Source organism: Streptococcus ovuberis, from assembly GCF_012396585.1.
In the GTDB taxonomy this organism is placed as follows: Bacteria; Bacillota; Bacilli; order Lactobacillales; family Streptococcaceae; genus Streptococcus; species Streptococcus ovuberis.
The window spans coordinates 94,282-118,572 of record NZ_JAAXPR010000001.1 but is presented as its reverse complement, the minus strand read 5'-3'; the positions used below and the strand labels follow the sequence as shown (position 1 = coordinate 118,572).

The window sequence follows — 24,291 nt, the reverse complement described above, 5'->3', positions numbered from 1 at the left end:
CTATGCTTTACCCTACACCTATTGCAAAATTGATTGACTCTTATTCCAAATTACCAGGCATCGGTATCAAAACAGCGACGCGTTTAGCCTTTTATACGATTGGGATGTCGGACGAGGATGTCAATGAATTTGCCAAGCACCTTTTAGCGGCCAAACGTGAATTGACTTACTGCGGGCAATGTGGCAATCTCACCGATGAAGACCCTTGCGCTATCTGTCAGGATGAGACCAGGGACCAGACAACTATTTTAATTGTCGAAGACAGCAGGGATGTTTCTGCTATGGAAAATATTCAGGAATATCACGGGCTCTACCATGTCTTGCAAGGCTTGATTTCTCCGATGAATGGCATCGGGCCTGACGACATCAATCTCAAGAGCTTGATTAATCGACTCATGGATGGTCAGGTGACGGAGGTGATTGTCGCAACCAATGCGACAGCGGACGGAGAAGCAACGGCCATGTATATTTCGCGGGTTTTGAAGCCTGCGGGGATCAAGGTTACACGATTAGCACGCGGTTTAGCGGTTGGTGCCGACATCGAATATGCGGATGAATTGACCCTGCTAAGGGCCATTCAAAATCGAACAGAATTATAACTAGTTAAAAAACAGAAGGAGATCAGAATGGTTAAGGAAACCTTGATTTTACTATATGGCGGTCGCTCAGCGGAGAGAGAAGTGTCTGTCTTATCAGCTGAGAGTGTCATGCGGGCAGTTGACTATGACCGTTTTAGGGTCAAAACTTATTTTATTACTCAAGATGGTTCCTTCATCAAAACGCAGGTTTTTGAGGAGAGGCCGGTGGAGACAGTGCGTCTGATGACTAATAGCACAGTGGTCTGGGAAGACAAGATTCCTGCTTCCTTGATCTATGAAGAAGGAGCTGTAGTCTTTCCGCTCCTTCATGGTCCCATGGGGGAAGACGGTTCCATGCAAGGTTTCTTAGAAGTTTTGAAAATGCCTTATGTAGGGACCAATGTTTTAGCATCCAGCCTTGCTATGGATAAAATTGCGACCAAGCAGGTGCTATCCAGTATCGGCATTCCACAAGTCGCTTATGTGGCTATAACCTCTCAGCAAGAACGTCCAAACAAGGTGGCCGAAATCAATAAATCGTTGACCTATCCGGTCTTTGTCAAACCATCCAATATGGGATCAAGTGTTGGTATTTCCAAGGTAGATCGTCCAGAGGATCTTGATGGAGCCCTAGATTTGGCCTTTCGTTATGATAACCGTGTGTTGGTAGAGCAGGGGCTTGTGGCGCGTGAAATCGAAGTTGGCCTTTTAGGCAATCATACCATTAAAACGACGGAGCCAGGTGAAGTAGTGAAGGATGTAGCCTTTTACGATTACGATGCCAAGTATATTGACAATAAGATCAAGATGGCTATCCCAGCAGAGATTGATACGGTCATCGCTGGACAAATGCGCCAGTATGCTCAGATGGCTTTTGCAGCAATTGGTGGTACAGGACTGTCGCGCTGTGATTTCTTCTATACCAAAGACGGGCAGATCTATCTTAATGAATTGAACACTATGCCAGGATTTACCCAGTGGTCTATGTATCCCTTGCTCTGGGCCAATATGGGTCTAGCCTATCCGGACTTGATTGCTGAATTGGTTGATCTCGCTAAACAAGCTTTTGTGGAGAGAGAGAGCCATTTATAAATGTGCAACCGGTAAGCGATCGGGCTTGCTGGTTTGCTTTTTGCTATCAGGGGCTTGAAAAATATGCTATAATACTGAAAAAGAAAGGATAAGGCAAAGAGTATGCTTGAATTAGGGATTGGTCTGGCTATTTTAGTGGGAATCGGTGGTCTGGTAATTCCTTTCTTTAGGAGTGTGGACCGAAAGCGGACCGAAGCACGGTTGAATTTCTTGACAACCCGTCTGGCTGGTAACACTCGTCAGTTGAAGCAGACGACGGCGTCGAAATTTCCAACGGATTACTTACGCCTGCAACAACAGATAGCGACAGACCTATCTGATCTCAGCAAGCTCTTAACAGCCAAACAAGCAAAACTGGCTCTACCGACGAGTCAATCCGCTTGGGACTTGATTGAGGAAGCTAGGAGCCTCTTACCGACGAAAGGGCAGTTAGAGCGTCCTAAGATTCTTCTTCCTAAAGCAGCCACTAAAGATCTGACAGATGAGCAATTAAAGACTTTGGTGCCCGAAGTTTGGTCTTCTATTGAGAGCATTCGGCACGATGATCAAGCTATTCGGCAAAAATTGGCTAGTCCCACCATTCCTAATAAGCAGGAACTCTTGGCTATCCATGAGGCCAACATGAACCGTTATGTGGAAGTTCTGGAAGCTTATCTTAAAATGAAGGCGTCGCCTAAGGACTACTATCAGGTGGAGGAACGATTGGCTAAGAGCAAGCAAGCCTTTCAAACCTTTGATCTTCAGCTAGATGAGACCCTGCGCCAAATCAATGAAGGGGATATGATGGGCTTTGAGGTTAGCCTGCGTATGATTACCCAAAACACCATGGAATAGGCAATCCAGCTTCCAAAAGGAGGCTGGATTTTGAGATTTTTGAGGTTGCCTCTCGTCGGTCTGAATGACTTCGCCTGAGTATAGGAATCTTACTTTGTACAATGGTTTGCCGTAAATAAGTGAACTCTTATGACGTTCATCATATGACGATCTAAAGTTTTTTTGGAGATCGTTTCAGATAGAAAAGACTTAAATTTAGGAAAATTTAGGTTTTTTATAGTATCATAAAGAAAAGCTACAAAGCTGGTCAAGAAACAAACTTAAGCTCATTCTACGGCTGTATTGGCTTTAAAAACCTTGCAATCGGCAAGCTTAAGAATCGTTTTAAAACGTGGGATTACAAGTCCCCACGACCTTATGTTGAAGTGGAGGCGCGTCATGGTTACGATTGAAGAATTGTTATCGGGTGAGTTAGATGCAGTGACATCAGCTAGTAGAGCTTTTCAAGAAGATACCTTGGAACTGGTTCGTCATGCACCAGAAGGTCTGACAGCTTACGATCTCCTCTTGGCTCAGTTAGATGAGGAAGAGGAGTGATTGTCGCCTTAGCCTTAAAATGATAAAAAGTGCTATTTATTTGAAATTTTGATATGATATAATGGAGAGAACTACTTGAGGATACAGCTATGAAAAAAATACTAATCGTTGATGATGAAAAACCGATTTCGGATATTATAAAATTCAATATGACACGGGAAGGCTATGATGTTGTGACAGCCTTTGATGGACGTGAAGCCTTGGCTCAGTTTGAAGCAGAAAAGCCAGACATTGTTATCCTAGATTTAATGTTACCTGAGCTAGATGGGCTTGAGGTTGCACGAACCCTCCGTAAGACCAGTAATGTCCCTATCATTGTCTTGTCCGCCAAGGATAGCGAGTTTGATAAGGTGATTGGTCTTGAAATCGGGGCGGATGATTATGTTACAAAGCCGTTTTCCAATCGAGAGTTGCAAGCTCGGGTTAAGGCACTTTTGCGTCGCAGTGAGATTTCTGAACAGCAGACAGATACAGAGACCAAACCTCTGTCTGAGATCGTGATTGGGAACCTGCAGATTCTCCCAGATGCCTTTTTGGTACGTAAGGAAGGGCGTGATCTGGAGCTGACCCATCGTGAATTCGAATTGATTTATCACTTAGCGACTCACACGGGTCAGGTGATGACCAGGGAGCATCTCCTAGAGACAGTCTGGGGCTATGATTATTTTGGAGATGTTAGGACAGTGGATGTGACGGTTCGGCGTCTACGTGAAAAGATTGAGGATGTGCCGAGTCGCCCAGAGTACATTTTGACCCGCCGTGGTGTTGGTTATTACATTAGAAATAATGATTGAAAAACTTAGACTCTTTATTTTCTCCCCAGGATTTATCTTTGGCCTTATTGTCTTTGGGTTTTTAGCGATTTTGGTCTTTTTGCTTCTTGAAAACCATAAGGACAATAAGCAGATCAAGTTGCTTAATCAAAAGGTCCAAGACTTGATTCAAGGGGATTACTCTGAAGTTTTGGATGTTTTAGGAAGTCCAGAATTGACTGATATGACCAATAGCCTCAACGATTTGTCTGAGGTTATTCGTCTAACCCAGGACAGTTTGGAGCAAGAAAAAAATCGTCTCTCCTCTATCTTGACCTATATGAGTGACGGGGTGATGGCCACTGATCGCCAAGGGCGTATTATTCTGATCAATGAGACAGCCAAGCGTCAGTTAGGCTTGCTGGACCAGACGGTTATGGGGGAAATGTTTTTAGTGGATGTTTTGGATATTGCTGAGGACTATAGCTTTAGCGATCTCTTGAAAAACACGCCTGAACTTTTTGTGGACTTGCCTGGTCAAACAGGGGAATACATGACTTTCAGGGCCAATATTGCTTCTATAAAGCGAGAATCTGGGTTTACCGCAGGGCTAGTTGTGGTCCTTCATGATATGACCAAGCAGATTAAGGAAGAACGGGAGCGCAGACTCTTTGTTTCGACGGTTAGTCATGAGCTGCGAACGCCGCTGACCTCGGTTAAGTCTTACTTAGAAGCCCTTCATGAAGGTGCCCTGACTGATGCCGTGGCACCTAGTTTTGTCAAGGTGTCGCTGGATGAGACTAATCGCATGATGCGGATGATTACAGACCTTCTCAATCTCTCACGGTTTGATAATCAAACGATTGAATTGGAGTTAGAATTGGTCAATTTTACGGCCTTTATGACCTTTATCCTCAACCGTTTTGACCAGATGAAACAGCAGGAAGACCGAAAACACTATACCATTATCCGAAATTACCCTATTAAGCCAATTTGGATTGAGATTGACACCGATAAGATTTCGCAGGTCATTGATAATATTGTCAATAATGCCATTAAGTACTCACCTGATGGCGGAAATATCACTATTAGCATGAAAACGACGGAAAATCAGCTAATTATTTCTATTGCGGATGAAGGCTTAGGGATTCCAAAGAGTGACTTGTCTAAGATTTTTGACCGTTTTTACCGGGTGGATAAGGCTAGGAGTCGAGCTCAGGGCGGAACGGGTCTTGGATTGGCTATTGCTAAGGAAATCATCAAAGCGCATCAGGGCTTTATTTGGGCTAAAAGTGACTATGGCAAGGGGTCAACCTTTACTATGGTACTACCTTATGATAAGCTGGTTTCCGAAGATTGGGAGGATACGGAGGTATTGGATAAATTAGAAATGACGGAGACAGATGCAGGGATTTAAATACAGTATATTAGCTTCGGGCTCAACAGGAAATGCCTTTTACTTGGAGTCTGATCAGAAAAAAATATTGGTTGACGCTGGTTTGACCGGTAAAAAGGTTGAGCAGCTGTTAGGTGAGATTGACCGGAGAGCCGAGGACTTGGATGCTATTTTAATCACCCATGAACATAGCGACCATGTGAAAGGCGTTGGGATTTTGGCACGAAAGTATGGTTTGGATGTTTATGCCAATGCCCAGACTTGGCAGGTCCTAGAAGCTAAAAACGCTTTGGGAAAACTTTCCAATGAGCAAAAGCATATTTTTGAACGGGACAGCCTCAAAACGCTTGGCGACTTAGACATTGCCTCGTTTGCTGTTAGCCATGATGCGGTTGCCCCTCAGTTTTACCGTTTTATGAAGGATGGCAAGAGCTTTGTTATGTTGACGGATACTGGCTATGTCAGCGATCGGATGATAGGGATGATTGAAAATGCGGATGGCTATCTGATTGAGGCTAACCATGATGTTGAGATCTTGCGAGCAGGCTCTTATCCTTGGAAAACCAAGCAACGCATCTTGTCGGATATAGGGCACCTCTGTAACGAAGATGGTGCGGAAGCCATGATTCGTAGCCTAGGTCATAAGACCAAGAAAATTTATTTGGGGCACTTATCTAAGGAAAATAATATCAAAGAACTAGCCCATATGACAGTTTTTAATCAGCTAGCTCAAGCAGATTTACGAGTTGGTGAAGATTTTCACCTCTTTGACACATCGCCAGATACCGCGACCCCGTTGACCGATATTTAGGAGAATGACGGTCTTAACTTAAAGAGCAGTGATTTTACTCCGATAGGTAAGGTTTTAAAAACTGGAGCAAGACATCGCAAGAAAGTGGCCGTTGACCTAGTGAAAAGGTATCTGTGAGATGTTATGAAAAGGCAAGTCGATACTGTTTGAAGTAGGCATTCAACAACATACGGAGCACTTATTTTTAGACATGATTTGTGTCAATTGTCCTAGAGGCAGGGCCTTCCCCGCCTCTAGATATGATTAGTCAGAAATAAAAGGTTTAGGGCGATAGGGTTCTCTCTGAAATGCCGAATAGATTCGTGCTCTTACTTCTTATTCCTCAAAAATAGAAAGAGTTACACATGCACCAATTAAATCAAAAATTGTTAAAAGATTATGGGATTCATTTTCAGGATATTTCTCTCTTGGAAACGGCTTTTACCCATACTTCTTATGCCAATGAGCACCGCCTCTTAAAAATTTCACACAACGAGCGCTTGGAATTTTTAGGAGACGCTGTTCTCCAATTAATTATTTCACGTTACTTGTTTGAAGATTCCCCTGAGAAACCCGAAGGGGAGATGTCTAAATTGCGTTCTACTTTTGTGCGCGAGGAGAGTTTGGCTGGTTTTGCGAGAACCTGTGGTTTTGCTCCTTACTTGCGTTTGGGCAAGGGCGAGGAAAAATCGGGTGGTCGCGATAGGGATACAATCCTAGGTGATGCGTTTGAAGCCTTCTTAGGAGCTCTGCTATTAGACCAAGGTCTAGAAGCGGTTGAGGGCTTCCTTAAGCAAGTTATGATCCCGCATCTGGAGCGAGGGACCTTTGAAAGAATTGAGGACTATAAGACACGTCTACAAGAGATGTTGCAGGTCAATGGAGAAATTGGCATTGACTATCAGGTCGTAGCTGAGACTGGTCCAGCTCATGAGAAATTATTTGAAGTAGAAGTTAGGGTACAAGGTAAACCTATTGGCCGAGGTCAGGGGCGCTCGAAGAAATTAGCTGAGCAAAATGCCGCCCGTGCTGCTGTCGAGCGAGGAGATGTGAAATGTATTTAAAAGAAATTCACATGCAAGGCTTCAAATCATTTGCGGATAAGACCAAAGTAGTTTTTGACCGTGGGGTGACAGCTGTTGTGGGACCGAATGGTTCAGGCAAGTCCAATATCACAGAAAGTTTGCGATGGGCCTTGGGAGAATCATCTGCTAAAAGTTTGCGTGGGGGCAAAATGCCTGATGTCATTTTTGCAGGAACCGAGAACCGTAAGCCCTTAAATTTTGCGTCTGTCACAGTAGTCTTGGACAACAGTGATCAGTTTATAACAGATAAGGGCAAGGAAATTAAGGTAGAGCGGCAAATTTACCGTAACGGAGATAGCGAGTACTTGATTGATGGCAAAAAGGTGCGCTTGAAGGATATCCACGATCTTTTCATGGATACAGGTCTGGGGCGGGATTCCTTCTCCATCATTTCCCAAGGACGGGTAGAAGCTATTTTTAACTCTAAACCTGAGGAGCGTCGTGCTATTTTTGAAGAGGCGGCTGGTGTCCTTAAATATAAGACCCGTAAGAGAGAGACCGAAAGCAAGCTCAATCAGACTCAGGATAATCTGGATCGCTTGGAAGACATCATTTATGAATTGGACACTCAAATAGCGCCTCTGACTAAGCAGGCTGAGACCGCTAGGCAATTTTTAGCCTTGGATGGTGAGCGAAAAGACCTCTACCTCAACGTTCTTGTTGGGCAGATTAAGCTTGGAAAAGACCAGTTAACTCAGCTGGAAAATCAGCTTGATCAAGTTCAGGTGGCTCTACAAACCTACTATAGCCAAAGAGATCAGATGGAAGCTGATAATCAGGCACTCAAGCAGAGACGCCAAGAACTACAAGTTAAAGGCGAAAAACTTCAAGGAGATTTGGTCCATCTGACTCAGCTGATAGCAGACCTAGAACAAAAAATAGCCTTGCAGGATTTGGAAGCTAACCAAAATGAAGCTAGCAGGGCGGAAGCCAGCGAGCGTTTGGAGGTTCTGAATGACCGTTACAACAAGACTCAAGAAGACCTGAAAGCCAAGGAAGAGGCCTTGGCTGACTTAGATAAGCGTTTGAAGCAGGTGATTCTTGAGATAGAGGGGTTAACTCAGGAGTCACGCCAATTTTCAAAAAGTCCAGACCAAGTGATTGAATCGTTGAGAGAAGACTTTGTCCAACTTATGCAAACGGAAGCAGACAAGTCAAACCAGCTGACAGCTCTTACTAATCAGGTTAAGCATCTGAAGGAGCAGTCAGTTAGCCAGGCAACAGAGCTTGTTAAATTGGAAGAGGAAGTTAAAGCAGTTCGTCATGCGACAGCTGACAGCCAAACCACCTACCAGAAGGCTCAACAAGAAGTTCAAAATCTAATGGTGACTTATCAGCAGGAAGCCAAAGCAGAAGCTAGTCTGAACCAAGACTATCAGACCAAGCAGGAAGCCATGTTTACCCTGATGGACCAAATCAAGACTGCCGAAGCGAGAGCGCAGACCTTGGCCAATATCCTGAAGAACCACACGAACTTTTTTGCAGGTGTTCGCAGTGTCTTACAGGCCTCAAACCAGCTATCGGGTATTATAGGAGCAGTCAGTGAGCATGTTACCTTTAATCCCAAGTACCAGACAGCTATTGAAATCGCTATGGGAGCTGCTAGCCAGCATGTCATGGTAGCAGACGAAAAAGCGGCGACTCAAGCGATTGCCTTCTTGAAAAAAAACCGCCAAGGGCGAGCTACTTTCTTGCCTTTGACGACTATAAAACCGCGTCAGCTAGCGAGTCACCAGTTGAGTCAAGTGACCAACCAACCTGGTTTTTTGGGATTAGCAGTGGATCTAGTTGACTTTGACCCTACCCATGCTAATATTTTTCAGAACCTCTTGGGGACGACCGCTATTTTTGAAAGCTTAGAAGAGGCCAATCAGGCAGCTCGAAAAACCCAGTTTCAAGTTCGTCTCGTCACTCTAGACGGCTCTGAGATTCGCACAGGTGGAGCCTACGCAGGTGGTGCCAGTCGCCAGAACAATAGCAATTTTATCAAACCAGAACTGGATCAACTGCAAGGGACCCTTCTTCGGCTGAAGGCTGAACTAGGCCAAGTGGAGAGCCAGGTGGAGCAAGCAAAGAGTGATTTAAACCAACAGCAACTTGCCTTAGCTCACCTCAAAGAGGCTGGCGAAGTAGCACGTTTAAACGAACAAAAAGCCCAACTCCAGCACGAGAGTCAGGCGAAGCACTTGGCGGATTTGGAGACATTATTAACCTTAAAAGCGAATGAGAATGGACTTTCAGACCTCTCACGGTTAGAAGAGGCACGCCAGGCTTTGAAGAGTGAGTTAGATCAGATCGAAGCAGATAAGCAGGCGCTGAGCCAGCGTATTGAGCAGGTCAAGGGGGATAAAGAGGCGGTGGAGAGCCATCTTCAAACCCTCCAAGCGTCCTTGTCAGCAGCTAAGCTTCAAGAAAATCAGCTCCAGAGCGAGAAAGGTTTTGCCCAGACTGAACAAGCCCGTCTTCAAGAAGACTTGACGCGGCTGCACCAAGAAATAATTGCTTTGGAGGCAGTCATTGCCGACAAGACCTTGCAATTAAGCACAGCGGATAAGGAGAGCCTTCTGGCGCAAATGGCAGATTGTCAAAGCCGTAAGGAGGTTCTATCACAGGAACAGATCCGTCATCGTTTTGAGATGGAGGATTTAGAGGGCCAAGCAGAGGATTTAGCGAGTCGTTTGGCTGAGAGTCGCACACGCAATGAAGACCTCATCCGTCAGCAGACAAAATTAGAGGCAGAAATCGAGCATTTGTCTGAGCGTCTGCGACAGTTTCTTGCCAAGTTGGCGGAGGAGTTTCAGCTTACTTTTGATGCAGCCCATCATCAGGCCCAGCCTCTTGAAGACCTAGAAGGGTCAGAGCAAGCTCTTAAACAACTGGAAGGTAAGATCAGGCGTTTAGGTCCGGTCAATCTGGAAGCTATCGCCCAGTTTGAAGAAGTTAGTCAGCGTTTAGCCTTTCTCTCTGACCAGAGAGAAGACCTCTTATCTGCTAAAACCTTGCTCCTAGAGACCATTAGGGAGATGGATATGGAGGTTAAGGAACGCTTTAAAGAAACGTTTGAGGCGATTCGGGTCTCCTTCCAGCAGACCTTCCGACAGATGTTTGGCGGTGGATCCGCAGATCTGATTTTGACGGACTCAGACTTGCTGACGGCTGGGATTGAGATTTCGGTTCAGCCTCCAGGAAAGAAAATTCAATCTCTCAACCTTATGTCTGGTGGGGAGAAAGCTCTCTCGGCCCTAGCTCTGCTATTTGCTATCATCCGTGTCAAAACTATTCCTTTTGTCATTTTAGATGAGGTAGAAGCAGCACTTGATGAGGCCAATGTCAAACGGTTTGGCGATTATCTCAACCGCTTTGATAAGGCGAGCCAGTTTATCGTGGTAACGCACAGAAAGGGCACAATGGCGGCGGCAGATGCCATGTATGGTGTCACTATGCAAGAATCAGGTGTATCCAAGATCGTCTCAGTCAAATTGAAGGACGTTGAGGGGATTGTGAAGTAGTCTAAACGCAGGACTTAGGCCAGATTTACACCAAGTAACAATGTAGAGAAAGAAAAGAGCGAGGGAGACCGAGCTCTTTTTCTGCGATAGACGATTCTCTTATTGGATTTTTTACAGGACATCGAAGCTTTACAGATTTTTGCCAGCACATGAAGAGGGAGAGAATTAGGCTGTATTATTCCTGATGAGATATGATATAATGATAAATAGAAATAGTGAGGTTTGGGATGATTAAACTAATAGCATCAGATATGGATGGAACCTTTTTGGATGGCTCCGGTCAGTTTGATCGAGCGCGTTTTGAGCGAATTTTAGATGGTTTGGATGCTCGAGGTATTCGTTTTGCAGTGGCTAGCGGTCGTCCTTATTTAGCCTTGGCAGCGCTTTTTGAGGGATTCGAGAAACGCGTGATCTTTATTGCAGAAAATGGGAGTCTGGTCGTGGAAAAGGAACAGGTGCACTTTGAGGCCTTGATGCCACCTAGTCTCTATCTAGCGATAGTGGCAAGCCTCGAGAGGAATCCCTTTGCCCGCCAAGGTCAATGGCTCTTATCTGGTAAGCGGGCGTCTTATGTTTTAGAAACAGCGCCGCAAGAGTATGTGGCACATATTGCCCATTACTATGAGAAGGTCACACGGGTTAGGGATTTTGCGGCTATCGAGGATGATATTTTTAAAATCACAGCTCAGTTTGATGAAGAACTGGTCCAGCAGGCAGCGCAGTGGCTCAATCAAGACGTTCCTGGTGTGACCGCCCTGGTTACTGGTTTTGATGCCATCGATATTGTCCGTTCGGATGTGGATAAGCAGACTGGCCTAGAAAAGCTTTGCCAAGATTTGGTGCTTTATCCCGCAGACTTGCTAGTCTTTGGCGACAATCTGAATGATTATCGGATGATGGAATATGCAGGCACCGCTATTGCTACCGCCAATGCCCGTCAAGAAATCAAACAACTGGCTGATTTAGTGATTGGTCCCTGCGATCAAGAAGCGGTTCAGGCCTATTTAGAGGAGTTTTTATGGCAACAATAAAATTATTAGCCTTAGATTTGGATGGTACCTTGCTGACATCAGACAAAAGGATTTCAGCTAGGAACAAGGAAGCTCTACAAGCAGCTAGCCAGAAGGGAGTCAAAATCGTTTTAACCACGGGGCGCCCTCTAGCTGCGATCGGCTCTTTTCTAGAAGAGCTGGATTTGCTTCATGAAGATGACTACGCCATCACCTTTAACGGAGGACTCATCCAGAAAAATACTGGTGAGGTATTGGATAAGACTGTCTTTTGCTACGATGAGGTGAAGGCCATTTACGATTTGACAACAGAGTTAGGCTTGCCACTTGACCTATTGGACGATGAGGACGTTTATGCGCTCTCTGCAAAAGTTGCTAGTCTGTATCCGACATGCAATCCTAATCTGAATCATATGCCGACTCACTTTTCTGATTTGCATCAGGAGATGACTTTTAACAAGGCAGTGACCTCCTGTGAGGCAGAGCTGATTGACAGTAAGCTTGACCAGATTCCTGCCATCTATCATAAGCAGTTTGAGATTTTTAAATCACGGCCGATTATTCTAGAATGGAACCCGAAGGGCGTGCATAAAGCCAATGGGCTTGCGAGCTTGATTGAGCATTTGGGAATGAAGCAAGAAGAGGTCATGGCTTGTGGTGATGAAGCTAATGATTTGACCATGGTGGCTTGGGCTGGTTACGGCGTTGCCATGGCTAATGCAACAGAGGACTTGAAAGCTGTTGCAGATATTGTTACGCCAGTGACCAACGATGAGGATGCCATTGCCTGGGTGGTTGAGCACTATATTTTGAAAGAGGAAGCATAATGGGATTATTTGATCGTTTATTTGGAAAGAAAAAGGATAACATGGCCGACTTAAGCCATGAGATGTTAGAGCAAGAAGGAACTTCTGATCAAGAGGAGCTTGTAGAAGAGCACAACTGGGGAACGATTCAAGAAGTGACTGAACATTCCTTGGACGAAGTGGCTATTGACTTACCAGAACCAGAGGCAATCGCTTTGCCTAACGACCAGTATACAACAGATTTTGATCGGGTTCAGGATATTGTTGAGGATAACCTGGCAGAGCTGAACCAGAATTTATCAACTGCTGAGGAAATAGCACTTGACCAGCTAGATTGGGATATGGCTCAGGAAGTCGCTGAAGACAGCTTTACAGAAGAGATTATCCAGTCAGAGGAAGAATCTGACAAAGAAGAAATCCTGTTTGCTTCGCCAAATTGGCTAGAAGAAGGTCTTCCTAGTGAGACAAGTGCTGGGGAAGAAGTGCCTGTTTGGGACTCTTTTCTAGAGCAAGACGATGTTCAACCCTCAAGTCGAGCAGAAATGAACGATCAAAATAGTTCAGCTACAGATACAGAAACCAGGGAAGATCTCCCTGCTAGCCAAGTTTCGGAAGGTGTAACTACTTCTATACCATCTAGCTTGGAGCGGGCCGTTGAGATTCTCCGTGATAAGGAAAAGCGCGCAGCAGCTGTTCAGGAGGCGCAGGCTAAGAAAGAGGAAGAAGCGAGGCAAGCTGCCCTGCTTGAGGAGGCTATCGCAGGTGAGGAGACAGCAATTGTTGAAACGACGCAGGAGAAGTACGATCGGAGCCTTAAGAAGACCAGAACCGGATTTGGTGCTAAACTCAACGCCTTCTTTGCCAATTTCCGCTCGGTAGACGAGGAGTTCTTTGAAGACCTTGAGGAACTCTTGATTAGTAGCGATGTAGGTGTCCAGGTAGCGACTAAATTAACAGAAGACTTGCGCCAGGAAGCAAAGCTGGAAAATGTCAAAAAAGGCGAGGACCTTCGCCTTCTCATTATTCAAAAACTGGTGGAAATCTACGAGCAAGATGGTAATTTCGAGGCAGAGAAGATCCATTTCCAAGAAGGTTTGACTGTCATGCTCTTTGTTGGAGTCAATGGGGTTGGCAAGACCACTTCGATTGGAAAGTTAGCTAATCAATACAAAAAAGCTGGGAAAAAAGTGTTGCTGGTTGCTGCCGACACCTTCCGTGCAGGAGCAGTTGCCCAGCTGGTCGAATGGGGGAAACGTGTTGGCGTTGATGTCGTGACAGGTCCCGAAAAATCAGATCCAGCCAGTGTGGTTTACGATGGCATGGAGCGAGCGGTGGCAGAAGGAGTAGATATCCTGTTGATTGATACAGCAGGTCGCCTCCAAAACAAAGACAATCTCATGGCAGAGCTTGAGAAGATTGGTCGCATTATCAAGCGAGTTCTTCCAGAAGCGCCACATGAGACTCTCCTGGCTCTAGATGCCTCAACAGGTCAAAATGCTCTGGTTCAGGCCAAAGAATTTTCAAAAATCACTCCTCTAACAGGTTTGGTACTGACCAAGATTGACGGTACTGCCAGAGGGGGTGTAGTCCTGGCTATCCGTCAGGAACTAGATATTCCTGTTAAATTGATTGGTTTTGGAGAGAAGATTGATGATATTGGTCAATTTGATTCGGAAGACTTCATGCGTGGTCTCCTAGAAGGGCTGATATAGGGGAAGGGTATGCTAACAGAACATTACAAGGATAATATCTACGCCCCTTGGGGACAAGTTTTTTATACGATCTTATTCGCCCAGCTCATGGACATCAAGGGAAAACGGGTTCTTGATTTTGGATCTGGATTTGGGCTGACGGCAGATTTCCTATCAGCGACCAATGACGTTCTGGCTATTGAGCCTAACCAAGATATGGTCAAGGATCGCTTTGGAGCCGATGGTTATCAGCAACTGACCGGTAGTTTAGAATTGCTGAGCCAGTTTCCTGATGATTATTTTGATTATGTGCTCTGCCATAATGTCCTAGAATACGTTTCAGGCGAAGGTCGACCTCATTATTTGAGGGAATTGGCGCGTGTTTTAAAACCTTCGGGGGAACTCTCTCTAGTCAAGCACAATGCAGCTGGCAAGGTTATGCAAAAAGCTGTCTTTGAGAACCAGAGCATCCATGCTCTGCGCCTAATTTCTGGTGATTTTCGCTATGAATCAACAGCTTTGGGGCACGGGGAAGTTTATGAATTAGAGGCTCTGTTAGACCAAGCAAAGCTGTCTGTCAAGGACTATCAAGGGATTCGGACGTTTTACGGTCTTCAGTCCAATGACTACAAACGTGAACCAGACTGGATTCAGCGTATGACCAAGTTGGAGTTGGCGGTAGCCAAGCTCTCACCCTATAAGGAAATTGCATTCTTCCACCACTACCGCTTGAAGAAAAATGGAAAGCATAGCAAATGACCACCTTTTTGACAAAATGAGTAAACCAACGAAGAAAGCTTAAAGGCAACTCTCGTGAAATCTTGGCTCTAGGGTTCATGTTATCCAACGGAGCATCAGCATGAAAGACATCTAGAGTGCTCAGTCTCTGTATTGGAAGGGAAATTAAAGCCTTACTTAACCTAAGAAGGCCTGAAAACTTGTCTTGACGACTTGTTTTCAGGCCTTCTTTTATGCGTTAATGAAGCAAAGACTAGGATTGCGTAACTTTACTGCTGATCTAAGAGACCGTGTTCGCGGTACCAGTCATCTGGATGCCAATGCCATTCAGTGTCAAAGCTCTCCAAGAGCTCAAAGGCGGCTTTTGGCCCCATACTGCCAGCAGGGTAGGTATGTAAAGGAACGTGATTATTTTTCCAAAGGTCAATGACGCGGTCAATTAAACGCCAACTAGCCTTAACTTCACGCCAATGGCTGAAGTTAGTTGAGTCGCCATTTAAAGCATCAAACATCAGTTTTTCATAGGCCTCAGGAGAGTTGACTAGGTTTTCAGCGCTATGGCGGAATTTAAGATCAACGGGTGTCATTTTAAAGTCAGTTCCGACTTTCTTACCATTGATATGGAGAGAGAAGCCTTCGGTTGGTTGGATATAGATGGTTAAGACATTACGGTCAAAGGCTTGTCCGAAGATATTATCCGTCTTTTTGAAGATAATATTAACTCGCGTGCCTTTCTCCGTCATACGTTTGCCAGTACGGAAGAAGAAGGGAACGTCCTTGAAACGATCCGTATCAACAAAGAATGCACCTGCGGCGAAGGTCTCGGTTTGAGAGTTTTCGGCAATATTGGGTTCATCGAGATAGCCGACAAAGTCCTTGTTATTGATGCTACCAGCAGTATATTGGCCACGCACAAAATGTTGCTTGAGGCTATCTTCATCTTCGAGACGTAAATTTTCAAAGACCTTGATTTTTTCTTCGCGGATATCGGTCTCATCAAAGGAAGCAGGTTTGTCCATAGCGAGGATCGAAAGGAGTTGGAGGGTATGGTTTTGCACCATGTCCCTAAGGGCACCAGAAGTATCATAATAACCTGCCCGATCCTCGACTCCGATGCTTTCAGAGAAGGTAATCTGAACATTTTCAATATACTGGTTACTCCAAATCTGCTCAAAAATAGGGTTGGCAAAACGGACTGCAAAGATATTTTGCACCATTTCCTTGCCGAGGTAATGGTCAATCCGATAGATCTGATTCTCTTCAAAAGCTTCCGCTAAATCTTGATTGAGCTGCTCAGCTGTTTCAAGATCTGTTCCAAACGGTTTTTCAATAATCAGGCGTTCAAAGCCCTGACCATCAACAATTCCTTCAGATTTAAGGTTCTTGGCGATGGTCCCAAAAAATTCAGGGGCCATGGACAAGAAGAAAATTTTATTGTGGTTGGTTTGGTACTTTTGTCCCAATTCGTTCTGGAGGTCTTTGAGAGCTTGGTAATGCTCCGTATCGTTGACATCGTGGCTTTGATAGTAAAAGTGGCTGGCAAATTCGCTAGCTTGTCTTGGACTATCAGCTAAATCAGTAATCGATTCAATGACAACTTCTTCAAAATACGCCTTTGACCAAGGCCGCCGAGCAGTTCCAATCACTGCAAAATTCTCTGTCAGATGGCCTGACTTATAGAGTCTAAAAAGCGCTGGGTAAAGTTTGCGTTTGGCCAAGTCGCCACTGGCACCGAAAAAAGTAAATAACACATTTGCTGGCATAAGAATCTTCCATTTCTAAACGGCTAATCATGACGTTAGTATCATCAATCTAACCTTGCTTATTCCATTTTACCATAAATTGTCAGATAATTCATAAATAGAGAATGAAAAATTGGAAAAAGATTGGTTGAGGAAGATGGCGGATTTCTTCAGTGTCTTTTGACAGTTCTAGTTATCAAAACGAACAAGTGAAAAGGTAATAATTTTCTATATCGAAACGATAATCTATTTTCGGAAGGAAATGTTTTCTTAGTGATTTGGGCTAGACTAAAGCTCATTAAAGATAACTGCTCGTACCTATATAGTCCTTGATTATATCAGAGGGAATTCTTCAAGGAATGGAAGGATTCTCATCTAAAAGAATTATAGGAACGTCTTTTTGGATAAGGTATTGGGTTATAGACAAAACTCGCTACTTGACTAAGGTAAACCGAAAGGGAAGATTTTTTAACAGTTTAGCTCATCCATTACAAAAACTCCCGTGCTCATTATCTGATGGGCCAGGAGTTTCTTGTTGCTATGACGAGTGCACAGGATAGGAAGCCTTTTTCTTCCTAAGCTGGGCTGATATCATTTTCGATAATCACCTTGAGGGATTTGTTAGCTTCTGCATTTTTGAAGACGTCGTAGGCTTTTTCGATTTCAGATAGTTTGAAGTGGTGGGTCACCAGTTGGGTTGCGTCAATTTTTCCTGATTTGATAACATTGAGCAACATTTCAGTGGTATTGGCATTAACCAAGCCAGTACTGAGAGTGATATTCTTAATCCATAAATCTTGCAAGTCAAAGTCAACTGGTTTGCCATGAACGCCTAAGTTGGCGATGTGACCACCGATACTGATAATTTTCTGGGCGACATCAAATGTTGCAGGGTATCCAACACATTCCATGGCGATATCAACCCCATACCCATCTGTGATGGCATCGATTTGAGCCTTAATCTCGTCAATATCAGACGAGCAGATAGTGTGAGTTGCACCAAATGCGAGGGCGGCTTCTAAGCGTGATTGAGACAAGTCGATCATGATAATCTTGGCTGGTGAGTAGAATTGTGCAGTGAGGAGGGCTGCCAAACCAATTGGGCCAGCTCCAATGATACAGACGGTATCACCTGGTTTGACATCAGATGACTGAACCCCGATTTCAAAGGAGGTTGGGAAAATATCAGACAGCATGACAAGCGCATCGTCTTCAACCGTCTTAGGGGCATGGTAAAGAGAACCATCAGCATGTGGAATATGGACATATTCTGCTTGAGTCCCAGGGATCAAATGCCCTAAAATCCAACCGCCTGTTTCGCAATGGGATGGCAAGGAGCGCTTACAGTAATGGCAGACATTACAAGATGTGATACAGGAAACGATAACCTTATCGCCAACCTTAAAGTTGTTAACGGCTGAACCGACTTCTTCGACAATACCAATTCCTTCGTGACCAAGTATGGAACCAGGTGGTGTTTCAGGAACATCGCCACCTAAAATGTGGAGGTCTGTTCCACAAATGGTTGTTTTTAGAATGCGAACAACAGCGTCTGTGGGTTTGATGATAGAAGGTTTTGGATGGTCTTGGAGTTCGATACGTCCAAGTTCTGCGAATGTTGCTGCTTTCATAGAAAGTCTCCTTTTATAAAATGGTTGGATAGTGTCACTGGATAATCAGCTATTCAATCCTTTCTTATTTTTACAAGATTATTATACCTGAAAAAGAAATCGTTTTCAAGAGTTTTGTGAAAAAAATATCAATATTTTTAACCAACAAACCCCTTGGAATTACTGAACTAGTTAACTTTTTTGAGGCGTTAAGATACTGATTGTGCAAAGAACAAATGAGAGCGATTTTCAAAAATTTTCATACATACTAGAAAGAAAACCATAACGGATGTAAAAAAATCAGCATTTAGAAAGTGAAGCGTCATCTAAATTGTAAATGTTTCAAATAAAGTTTTTGGCATAGGGCTAATGAGGTTGAAAGATTTCTACTGGTATTCAGTTGTCTTTGGGGCTATTTTTGAAAAATGCGTATGTGCCCAAACGGTTGCAGCATGCATTTTTCGTGCGTAAGGCGTGAGAGAAGACTGAGGAAGTTTTACGATTGATGGAAATTGTGGTACAATAGGGTCGATTGAGAAAAGAAGAGGATGCGCTATGCGTTTAAGTTTTTATGAGGTCGGTGAGATTGTCGGAGCACAAAATGACTTTCGAGTCTATCCAGATAGTTCGCTGACGGGGATGGAATTTGATAGTCGTCAGATTAAGGCGGGAAACCTATTTATGCCACTAAAAGGTGCTCGAGATGGGCATACGTTTATAGGCCTTGCCTTTGAAAATGGAGCAGTAGCAACTTTGTCAGAGAAGTCTTTAGATTGTCCTCATCTCTTAGTTTCAGATGTTCTTTTGGCGATGCAGCAATTGGCCAGCTATTATATTGATAAATTACAAGTTGACGTGATTGCGGTTACCGGTTCTAACGGAAAGACGACAACCAAAGACATGATTCATGATGTCTTGGCAACTACCTATCAGACCTATAAAACCCAAGGGAATTATAATAATGAAATTGGTTTACCTTATACGGTTTTACACATGCCAGATAACACGCAGAAGCTGGTCTTAGAAATGGGGCAAGATCATCTTGGGGACATTGAATTGCTCTCCAAGATAGCGCGGCCTAGAATCAGTGTGGTTACCTTGATAGGAGAAGCCCATCTAGCGTTTTTTGGGAGTCGAGATAAGATAGCTCAAGGGAAACTGCAAATTACAAGCGGGATGCCAAATGGTGGTCTCCTGCTGGTACCTGATGATCCCTTGGTAGAACCTTACCTTCCTAGTCAGCAAAAAGTGGTTCGATTTGGTCCAGAAGCCGAACTTCGCTTGACTGACTTATGTGAAGGCAAGCAGAGTTTGAGATTTGAGAGCACTGCAGTTGAAGGAACCATCGAACTTCCAGTGACTGGTAAGTACAATGCTACCAATGCTATGCTGGCGGCTTATGTCGGCAAGGTCTGTGGCGTTTCAGATGAGAAGATCAAGCGCGCGTTTTCTCAGCTGCAGTTGACTCGCAACCGAACCGAATGGAAAAAAGCCAAGAATGGTGCAGAGATTTTATCCGATGTTTACAATGCGAATCCGACAGCCATGCGCTTGATTTTGGAAACTTTTTCAGCCATTCCTAAAAATTCAGGTGGCCGAAAGTTAGTCGTCTTGGCAGATATGAAGGAATTAGGGGATGCGTCTTGTCAGCTCCATGCAGGTATAGCAGATAGCTTGGGGGAAAATTTGGATAAAATTTACCTCTACGGGCCAGAAATGCGTCCGCTGGCAGAAGCTTTAATAGGAGATAAACGGTTATCTTATTTTGCCTCTGTAGAAAGCTTTGAGGCTCTCATTGAGTCTTTGCAAAACGACCTTAAGCCTCAGGATCAGCTCTTGTTAAAAGGTTCCAATTCGATGAATTTAGCGGCTATCGTAGAGGCTCTAGAAGGCTAGGAGGGGCAAAGTGCTGAAAGATTTTTTTAGTTCACAAGCGACTCATGCGCCCTCTCTGTCTTTGCTAGGACATTTCGCTTGTTTCATTTTTTGTCTCGCTCTGATTTTGTTAGCCTTATTTCAACACGAAAAACCACGATTTAGTCGTTTTTTTCAAGGGTTGCAATGGATCCAGTTGATTAGTCTTTATGGTTGGTATGTTGCAACTCAGGCCCCTTTGTCTGAGAGTTTACCTCTTTACCATTGCCGTCTGGCCATGTTGTCGCTGTTGTTATTGCCTAAGCACTGGCTGTTGAAACGCTATTTTGCTTATTTGGGTGTAGCAGGATCTATCTTAGCTTTTGTTTATCCGGTTTTTGATCCCTTTCCCCTTTTTCATGTGACGACGTTTTCCTTTATCTTCGGCCATGCAGCACTCTTGGTGAACAGTTTGGTTTACCTGTTGGATCAAGGAGAGATTCCAACTCTTCAGCTGCGCTTTATTGTTCGGACGACTGTCATCATCAATTTGCTACAGCTTTGCGTCAATGCTGTGACAGGAGGAAATTATGGTTTTTTGCGTCAAACGCCTATTATTGGGGGAACTGATCCTATGATTAATGTCATGGTGGTTACGACTGTTTTAAGTTTCTTGGTTGGTTTGGTTCAATGGACTTGCCTTCATTTTCAAGGTCAGGGCAATCTTCTGCACCAGGAAAAAATGTAAAAGATAAACCTGTCCAGGCTCTGTTTATAGACAATGGGCAGGTTTTATAGGTTCTTTGTTAATTGTAGTGGGGTGTTGAAAAGCTAACCGCTGAGGTTGGGACAAATACGCTTATGCCATATGATTCTTTTTAAAATGATGGTTTGAACGCTTTTCATTAGAGATTATATGGTTTTTTGACACTCAAAAACGGCTCATACTCTCCATAGGTTTCTCCACTATGGAAAGGATAGAGCCGTTTTTCAGTAGTGATAGTCACTAGCGTCCAAGCAGTTTCTTGAGTGCTTGCAGGAATTTAAATTTTAAAGGCCTTGGATAGTAGCGAAAGGTTCCCGTTTTCCGGGTAATGTAACCACTGAATTGTTGTTTAAAGCGAAGGACGCTATCAGTGCCGTCAAATTCACCTGTGATACCTAAAAAGTTATAGGTGTCAAGATTACGTTTGAGGCTCTCTGCCATTGCTTCATACTGGAGGACCATCGGAGCATAGAAGCGGTTAAACTCTGGATAGGAGCCAGAAAAGAGATAAGCGGTCTCATTTCCAAGGTAGATGAAGAGAGCGCCAGCAAGGACCACTTCTTCTTGCCCGTATTGCTTAACCAGCTGTTGTGCTTCTGAGATTCTAGTCTTAAACGTTTCAATCTGATTGTTCAGCTCACGAGAGATATTTTTGTGCTTGGCCGAATTAGGGTAATTTTGAAGTTGGGTTTCAACTTTGCTGAGCTTTTCTTCCAAGGCATGATGGTCTGCTAGGAGATTGTCTAGATAATCCTGGAATTGGATAGTGGCGATCATGAATTGGGCTTTGTCTCCAAAGCTATCATAGAAATCTTGGTAGTAGTCTAGGGACTTGTCTGTGTAGTCACGGCGTTCAGAAGTTGCAGCAGTAATAGCTTTGAAGAGGTGGAGTTCCTCTTTTGTCAGAACTTTTGTCCGGATACCGAAACTAAGAGCCTTGTTAGCTTGAGGTCTGCCTTTTTTATTGAAGGATTGGATTAAGGTTTCTGGTGTTAAATTTGTTAAGTCCTTAACATAGTGCCAGTCAGGCTCACCATTAGGATAGCCAGTTAATAACCCATCGTGCTGGTAGCCTAAGTCAGTCAGATCAGAGATAAGGCGAGTCTTTTCCGGGCTGGTAGGATTTCCTTGACTATCAAACGTCTGGTAGGTGTCGTAGGGTTTGACGAGAAGCTGAAGAGCGCCTTTTTCTTTAGCGAAAATCTGTAATTCTCGATAGAACGCTTTGAGATACTCATTCTTTCGACTGAGGGGACCGGAGTTGATTTCCATATGGAGTCCACCAGTCATTGGAAGTGTGTAAACCAGGCCTGCCACTTGTAGTTCCTGATTGATCTCTAAACCTAGAAAATAAGTGGTGAAGCCACGTTTTTTATACAGTTTTGCCATCTCGATACTCTGCATAAAAGAGCCTGGAAATTGGCGAGCAAAGGTTTCAAAAGCTGTTGCTTCTAACTGAATAAGTATCATTAGTGTCTGTTCCTTAATTTTTTTCGGGTTTGGTAAGCAAAGCGGGAGAGTTTGTACAAGAGGCTGTTGACAGGGATGTCAAATTCACCGATGTATTCTTCAAACATTGGGGCAAAATTGGCCTTGAACTTTGTCAAGCCATCATCAAGACTTCCCTCAACTCCTCCCATGTTGGCCCAGGCAACGCCATCATGAAAGGCATCCTGAAAGACTTTAGGGTAGAGAGAGTACTGGGGATAGAATTTTTTGAAGGCCTCATTCATCCCCGCATATAGCATCTCCATGCTGTGTCCGAATCGAATGGAGAGGATCCCTGCGATGACTAATTCGTCTGGGTAAGTCTCTGTAAACTCCGAAAATTCTTGGATATATTTTTCAATAGAAGCTTTTTGCTGCTGGAGTTTGGTTAAGCGTTTCTTCTGGTGGTCAGCGGTCTCTGCTAAATCACGGTTGACTTGCTTTAGTTGCGTTTGATAGTCTGTTAAACGCTGAGATAAATTGACCTTGGCCAAGTGGAGATAGGCATCCTGGCCATAGATGGTCATCAGTTTCCTGAAGTAGGCTTCATTGCGCAGAGCAACCCCCTTGCGGCCTTCCGTCAGGGCCACTACCTTAGCAAATTCTGGGAGGTCTTTCAAGTCGCCGCGACTAGTGATGACGCCTCGATTGTTAGCATCTTTCATCAGGCGCTTTGTGTGCTTGGGAAATTGCTCTGCTAAATTGGCTGCGGTATATACATTAGCTTGAAAACGTGGCTGGATGGATTCAGCTATATGGCTGGTTCTTCCTAACCAAATAGCACCTGCGTTCTCTAGGTTTTTTAAATAAATCTGGGTTTCTTCTTTTTCAGGACTTGATGGAGCGTCTTGAAGGGCATACTGTCGGAGCAAGAGTGCTGGATCAAATTTGATAAAGAGCGCCCGCTTGGTTTTGCCATAGGTCTTGAGCGACTGGATGACAAATTTAACCAAATCTTGATCAGAATAGTTCATAATCGGACCACGCGGGATATAAAGCATGGTGAAGCCTAGGGGCAGTAGCTTTATGAGGAGGCTACAAGAAGCGACGAGCGTGCCATCTTCGTAAAACCCGATGCGCTCATTTGCCCAGTTATCTTTAACCTTGGCCCAGTTGCTGCTTTGTAGCAAGTTGGTCTGATCAGAAGCCATGGCAAATTGGTCATGCTCTTGGGCAGAAATGCCAACTTTATAGGAATACATTAATCTAATACCCACTCTCTAAGGGCGTGTGCCACGCCACTGTTGTTATTGGATTTGGTGATGTGTTTGGCAAGTTTTTTAATTTCAGGATTACCGTTTTCCATGACGACAGGTGTGCCGACCACTTCTAGCATGGTACGATCGTTTTCTTCGTCCCCGATGGCCATGGTCTGACTCATATCAAGGCCTAATTTATCTGCTAAATGCTGAATGGCAGAACCCTTGCTGACCGTTTTTTTAAGAACTTCCAAGTAGAAAGGAGCTGATTTAACTAGATTGTAGCGCTCGTAAAGCTCGGTTGGCAGTTTTTCGATAGCAGCATCTAAGACCTCGGGATCATCGATAAACATCATCTTGACAATAGCCTTGTCAGCCATTTCTTCAGGTGTTCGATAGAAAATCGGCATGTTGACCAGGTTGGCTTCATGGACAGTGTATTTCCCAATGTTACGGTTAGCGGTGTAGATGCCGTCTTTGGTGATAGCATGCATGTGGATGCCGAGTTTGCGGCTAAGAAACTCAATTTCCATATAGTCTTCATAGGTCATGGTTTCAGAAACGATATTCTCACCAGTAGCGGTTTCTTGGACCAGGCCACCATTGAAGGTAATCACATAGTTGCCGGGTTCATCCAATTTGAGTTGGGCTAGGAGTTCTTTGACGCCGGCAATTGGACGTCCTGTAGCAATAACTACCTTGACCCCTTGCGCCTTAGCGTCTTGAACTGCTTCAAAGACTTCAGGTGTAATCTGGCGTTGGTCAGTAATGAGGGTGCCATCAATATCGACAGCAACAAGTTTAATAGACATAA

20 protein-coding genes are annotated in these 24,291 nt (G+C 44.3%); 15 read left to right on the top strand and 5 right to left on the bottom strand.

The genetic code is table 11. From position 1 onward, the window contains the following. Nucleotides 1-2 precede the first annotated feature (2 nt). The 13 genes from recR to HF992_RS00455 all read left to right on the top strand — a co-directional run bounded on the left by recR (nucleotide 3) and on the right by HF992_RS00455 (nucleotide 14,839). Nucleotides 3-599 carry a recombination mediator RecR gene (gene recR / locus HF992_RS00515; protein ID WP_168548115.1) on the top strand — a complete coding sequence of 199 codons (597 nt, stop codon included), beginning with the start codon at nucleotides 3-5 and terminating at the stop codon, nucleotides 597-599. 27 nt (nucleotides 600-626) lie between these two features. Then, nucleotides 627-1,670: a D-alanine--D-alanine ligase gene (locus HF992_RS00510; protein WP_168548114.1), complete on the top strand. Its 1,044-nt coding sequence runs from the start codon at nucleotides 627-629 to the stop codon at nucleotides 1,668-1,670. Between the two features lie 102 nt (nucleotides 1,671-1,772). Beyond that, nucleotides 1,773-2,504, top strand: coding sequence for a hypothetical protein (locus tag HF992_RS00505; protein ID WP_168548113.1), 732 nt, complete (start codon nucleotides 1,773-1,775; stop codon nucleotides 2,502-2,504). A 378-nt stretch (nucleotides 2,505-2,882) separates the two neighbouring features. Continuing rightward, nucleotides 2,883-3,041, top strand: a complete 159-nt coding sequence (locus tag HF992_RS00500; RefSeq protein WP_168548112.1) for a hypothetical protein — start codon at nucleotides 2,883-2,885, stop codon at nucleotides 3,039-3,041. Nucleotides 3,042-3,130: 89 nt separating this feature from the next. After that, nucleotides 3,131-3,835 carry a response regulator YycF gene (gene yycF, locus HF992_RS00495; protein ID WP_168548111.1) on the top strand — a complete coding sequence of 235 codons (705 nt, stop codon included), beginning with the start codon at nucleotides 3,131-3,133 and terminating at the stop codon, nucleotides 3,833-3,835. After that, nucleotides 3,828-5,210 (top strand): cell wall metabolism sensor histidine kinase VicK, encoded by a 1,383-nt coding sequence (vicK, locus tag HF992_RS00490; protein WP_168548110.1) that lies wholly within the window; start codon nucleotides 3,828-3,830, stop codon nucleotides 5,208-5,210. Before yycF ends, vicK begins: the two co-directional genes overlap by 8 nt. Next, a complete protein-coding gene (locus HF992_RS00485; RefSeq protein ID WP_168548109.1) occupies nucleotides 5,197-6,000 on the top strand; it encodes an MBL fold metallo-hydrolase in 804 nt (267 codons plus the stop codon). The genes vicK and HF992_RS00485 overlap by 14 nt, the downstream gene beginning before the upstream one ends. A 344-nt stretch (nucleotides 6,001-6,344) precedes the next feature. Next, nucleotides 6,345-7,043, top strand: coding sequence for a ribonuclease III (gene rnc / locus HF992_RS00480; RefSeq protein ID WP_168548108.1), 699 nt, complete (start codon nucleotides 6,345-6,347; stop codon nucleotides 7,041-7,043). Next, nucleotides 7,034-10,573, top strand: a complete 3,540-nt coding sequence (smc, locus tag HF992_RS00475; protein ID WP_168548107.1) for a chromosome segregation protein SMC — start codon at nucleotides 7,034-7,036, stop codon at nucleotides 10,571-10,573. Before rnc ends, smc begins: the two co-directional genes overlap by 10 nt. A gap of 227 nt (nucleotides 10,574-10,800) precedes the next feature. Beyond that, a complete protein-coding gene (locus HF992_RS00470) occupies nucleotides 10,801-11,604 on the top strand; it encodes a Cof-type HAD-IIB family hydrolase (RefSeq protein ID WP_168548106.1) in 804 nt (267 codons plus the stop codon). Then, entirely contained in the window at nucleotides 11,592-12,410 is an 819-nt protein-coding gene (locus HF992_RS00465; RefSeq protein WP_168548105.1) for a Cof-type HAD-IIB family hydrolase, read from the top strand. Before HF992_RS00470 ends, HF992_RS00465 begins: the two co-directional genes overlap by 13 nt. Continuing rightward, the gene (gene ftsY, locus HF992_RS00460) at nucleotides 12,410-14,101 is read left to right on the top strand and encodes a signal recognition particle-docking protein FtsY (protein WP_168548104.1); all 1,692 of its coding nucleotides are present in this window, start codon (nucleotides 12,410-12,412) and stop codon (nucleotides 14,099-14,101) included. The genes HF992_RS00465 and ftsY overlap by 1 nt, the downstream gene beginning before the upstream one ends. A gap of 9 nt (nucleotides 14,102-14,110) precedes the next feature. Further along, a complete protein-coding gene (locus HF992_RS00455; protein ID WP_168548103.1) occupies nucleotides 14,111-14,839 on the top strand; it encodes a class I SAM-dependent methyltransferase in 729 nt (242 codons plus the stop codon). 248 nt (nucleotides 14,840-15,087) lie between these two features. On the opposite strand, the gene zwf is transcribed toward HF992_RS00455, so the two are convergent. Both zwf and HF992_RS00445 read right to left on the bottom strand, forming a co-directional pair. Continuing rightward, nucleotides 15,088-16,581 (bottom strand): glucose-6-phosphate dehydrogenase, encoded by a 1,494-nt coding sequence (zwf, locus tag HF992_RS00450; protein ID WP_168548102.1) that lies wholly within the window; start codon nucleotides 16,579-16,581, stop codon nucleotides 15,088-15,090. A gap of 554 nt (nucleotides 16,582-17,135) precedes the next feature. After that, the gene (locus tag HF992_RS00445; RefSeq protein WP_168548101.1) at nucleotides 17,136-18,191 is read right to left on the bottom strand and encodes a zinc-dependent alcohol dehydrogenase family protein; all 1,056 of its coding nucleotides are present in this window, start codon (nucleotides 18,189-18,191) and stop codon (nucleotides 17,136-17,138) included. 534 nt (nucleotides 18,192-18,725) lie between these two features. On the opposite strand from HF992_RS00445, the gene HF992_RS00440 reads away from it, so the two are divergent. After that, nucleotides 18,726-20,066 (top strand): UDP-N-acetylmuramoyl-tripeptide--D-alanyl-D-alanine ligase, encoded by a 1,341-nt coding sequence (locus HF992_RS00440; protein ID WP_168548100.1) that lies wholly within the window; start codon nucleotides 18,726-18,728, stop codon nucleotides 20,064-20,066. A gap of 10 nt (nucleotides 20,067-20,076) precedes the next feature. Next, complete coding sequence (locus HF992_RS00435) at nucleotides 20,077-20,772, top strand: TMEM164-related integral membrane acyltransferase (protein ID WP_168548099.1); 696 nt, start codon at nucleotides 20,077-20,079, stop codon at nucleotides 20,770-20,772. Between the two features lie 258 nt (nucleotides 20,773-21,030). Here HF992_RS00435 and HF992_RS00430 read toward each other — a convergent pair whose 3' ends face one another. Genes HF992_RS00430 through yidA form a run of 3 tightly spaced genes read right to left on the bottom strand, consistent with a single transcriptional unit; the run spans nucleotide 21,031 to nucleotide 24,289 of the window. Further along, entirely contained in the window at nucleotides 21,031-22,260 is a 1,230-nt protein-coding gene (locus HF992_RS00430; protein WP_168548098.1) for an aminoacyltransferase, read from the bottom strand. Further along, nucleotides 22,260-23,480: an aminoacyltransferase gene (locus HF992_RS00425; RefSeq protein WP_168548097.1), complete on the bottom strand. Its 1,221-nt coding sequence runs from the start codon at nucleotides 23,478-23,480 to the stop codon at nucleotides 22,260-22,262. Before HF992_RS00425 ends, HF992_RS00430 begins: the two co-directional genes overlap by 1 nt. Then, nucleotides 23,480-24,289, bottom strand: a complete 810-nt coding sequence (gene yidA / locus HF992_RS00420) for a sugar-phosphatase (protein WP_168548096.1) — start codon at nucleotides 24,287-24,289, stop codon at nucleotides 23,480-23,482. Before yidA ends, HF992_RS00425 begins: the two co-directional genes overlap by 1 nt. Nucleotides 24,290-24,291 lie beyond the last annotated feature (2 nt).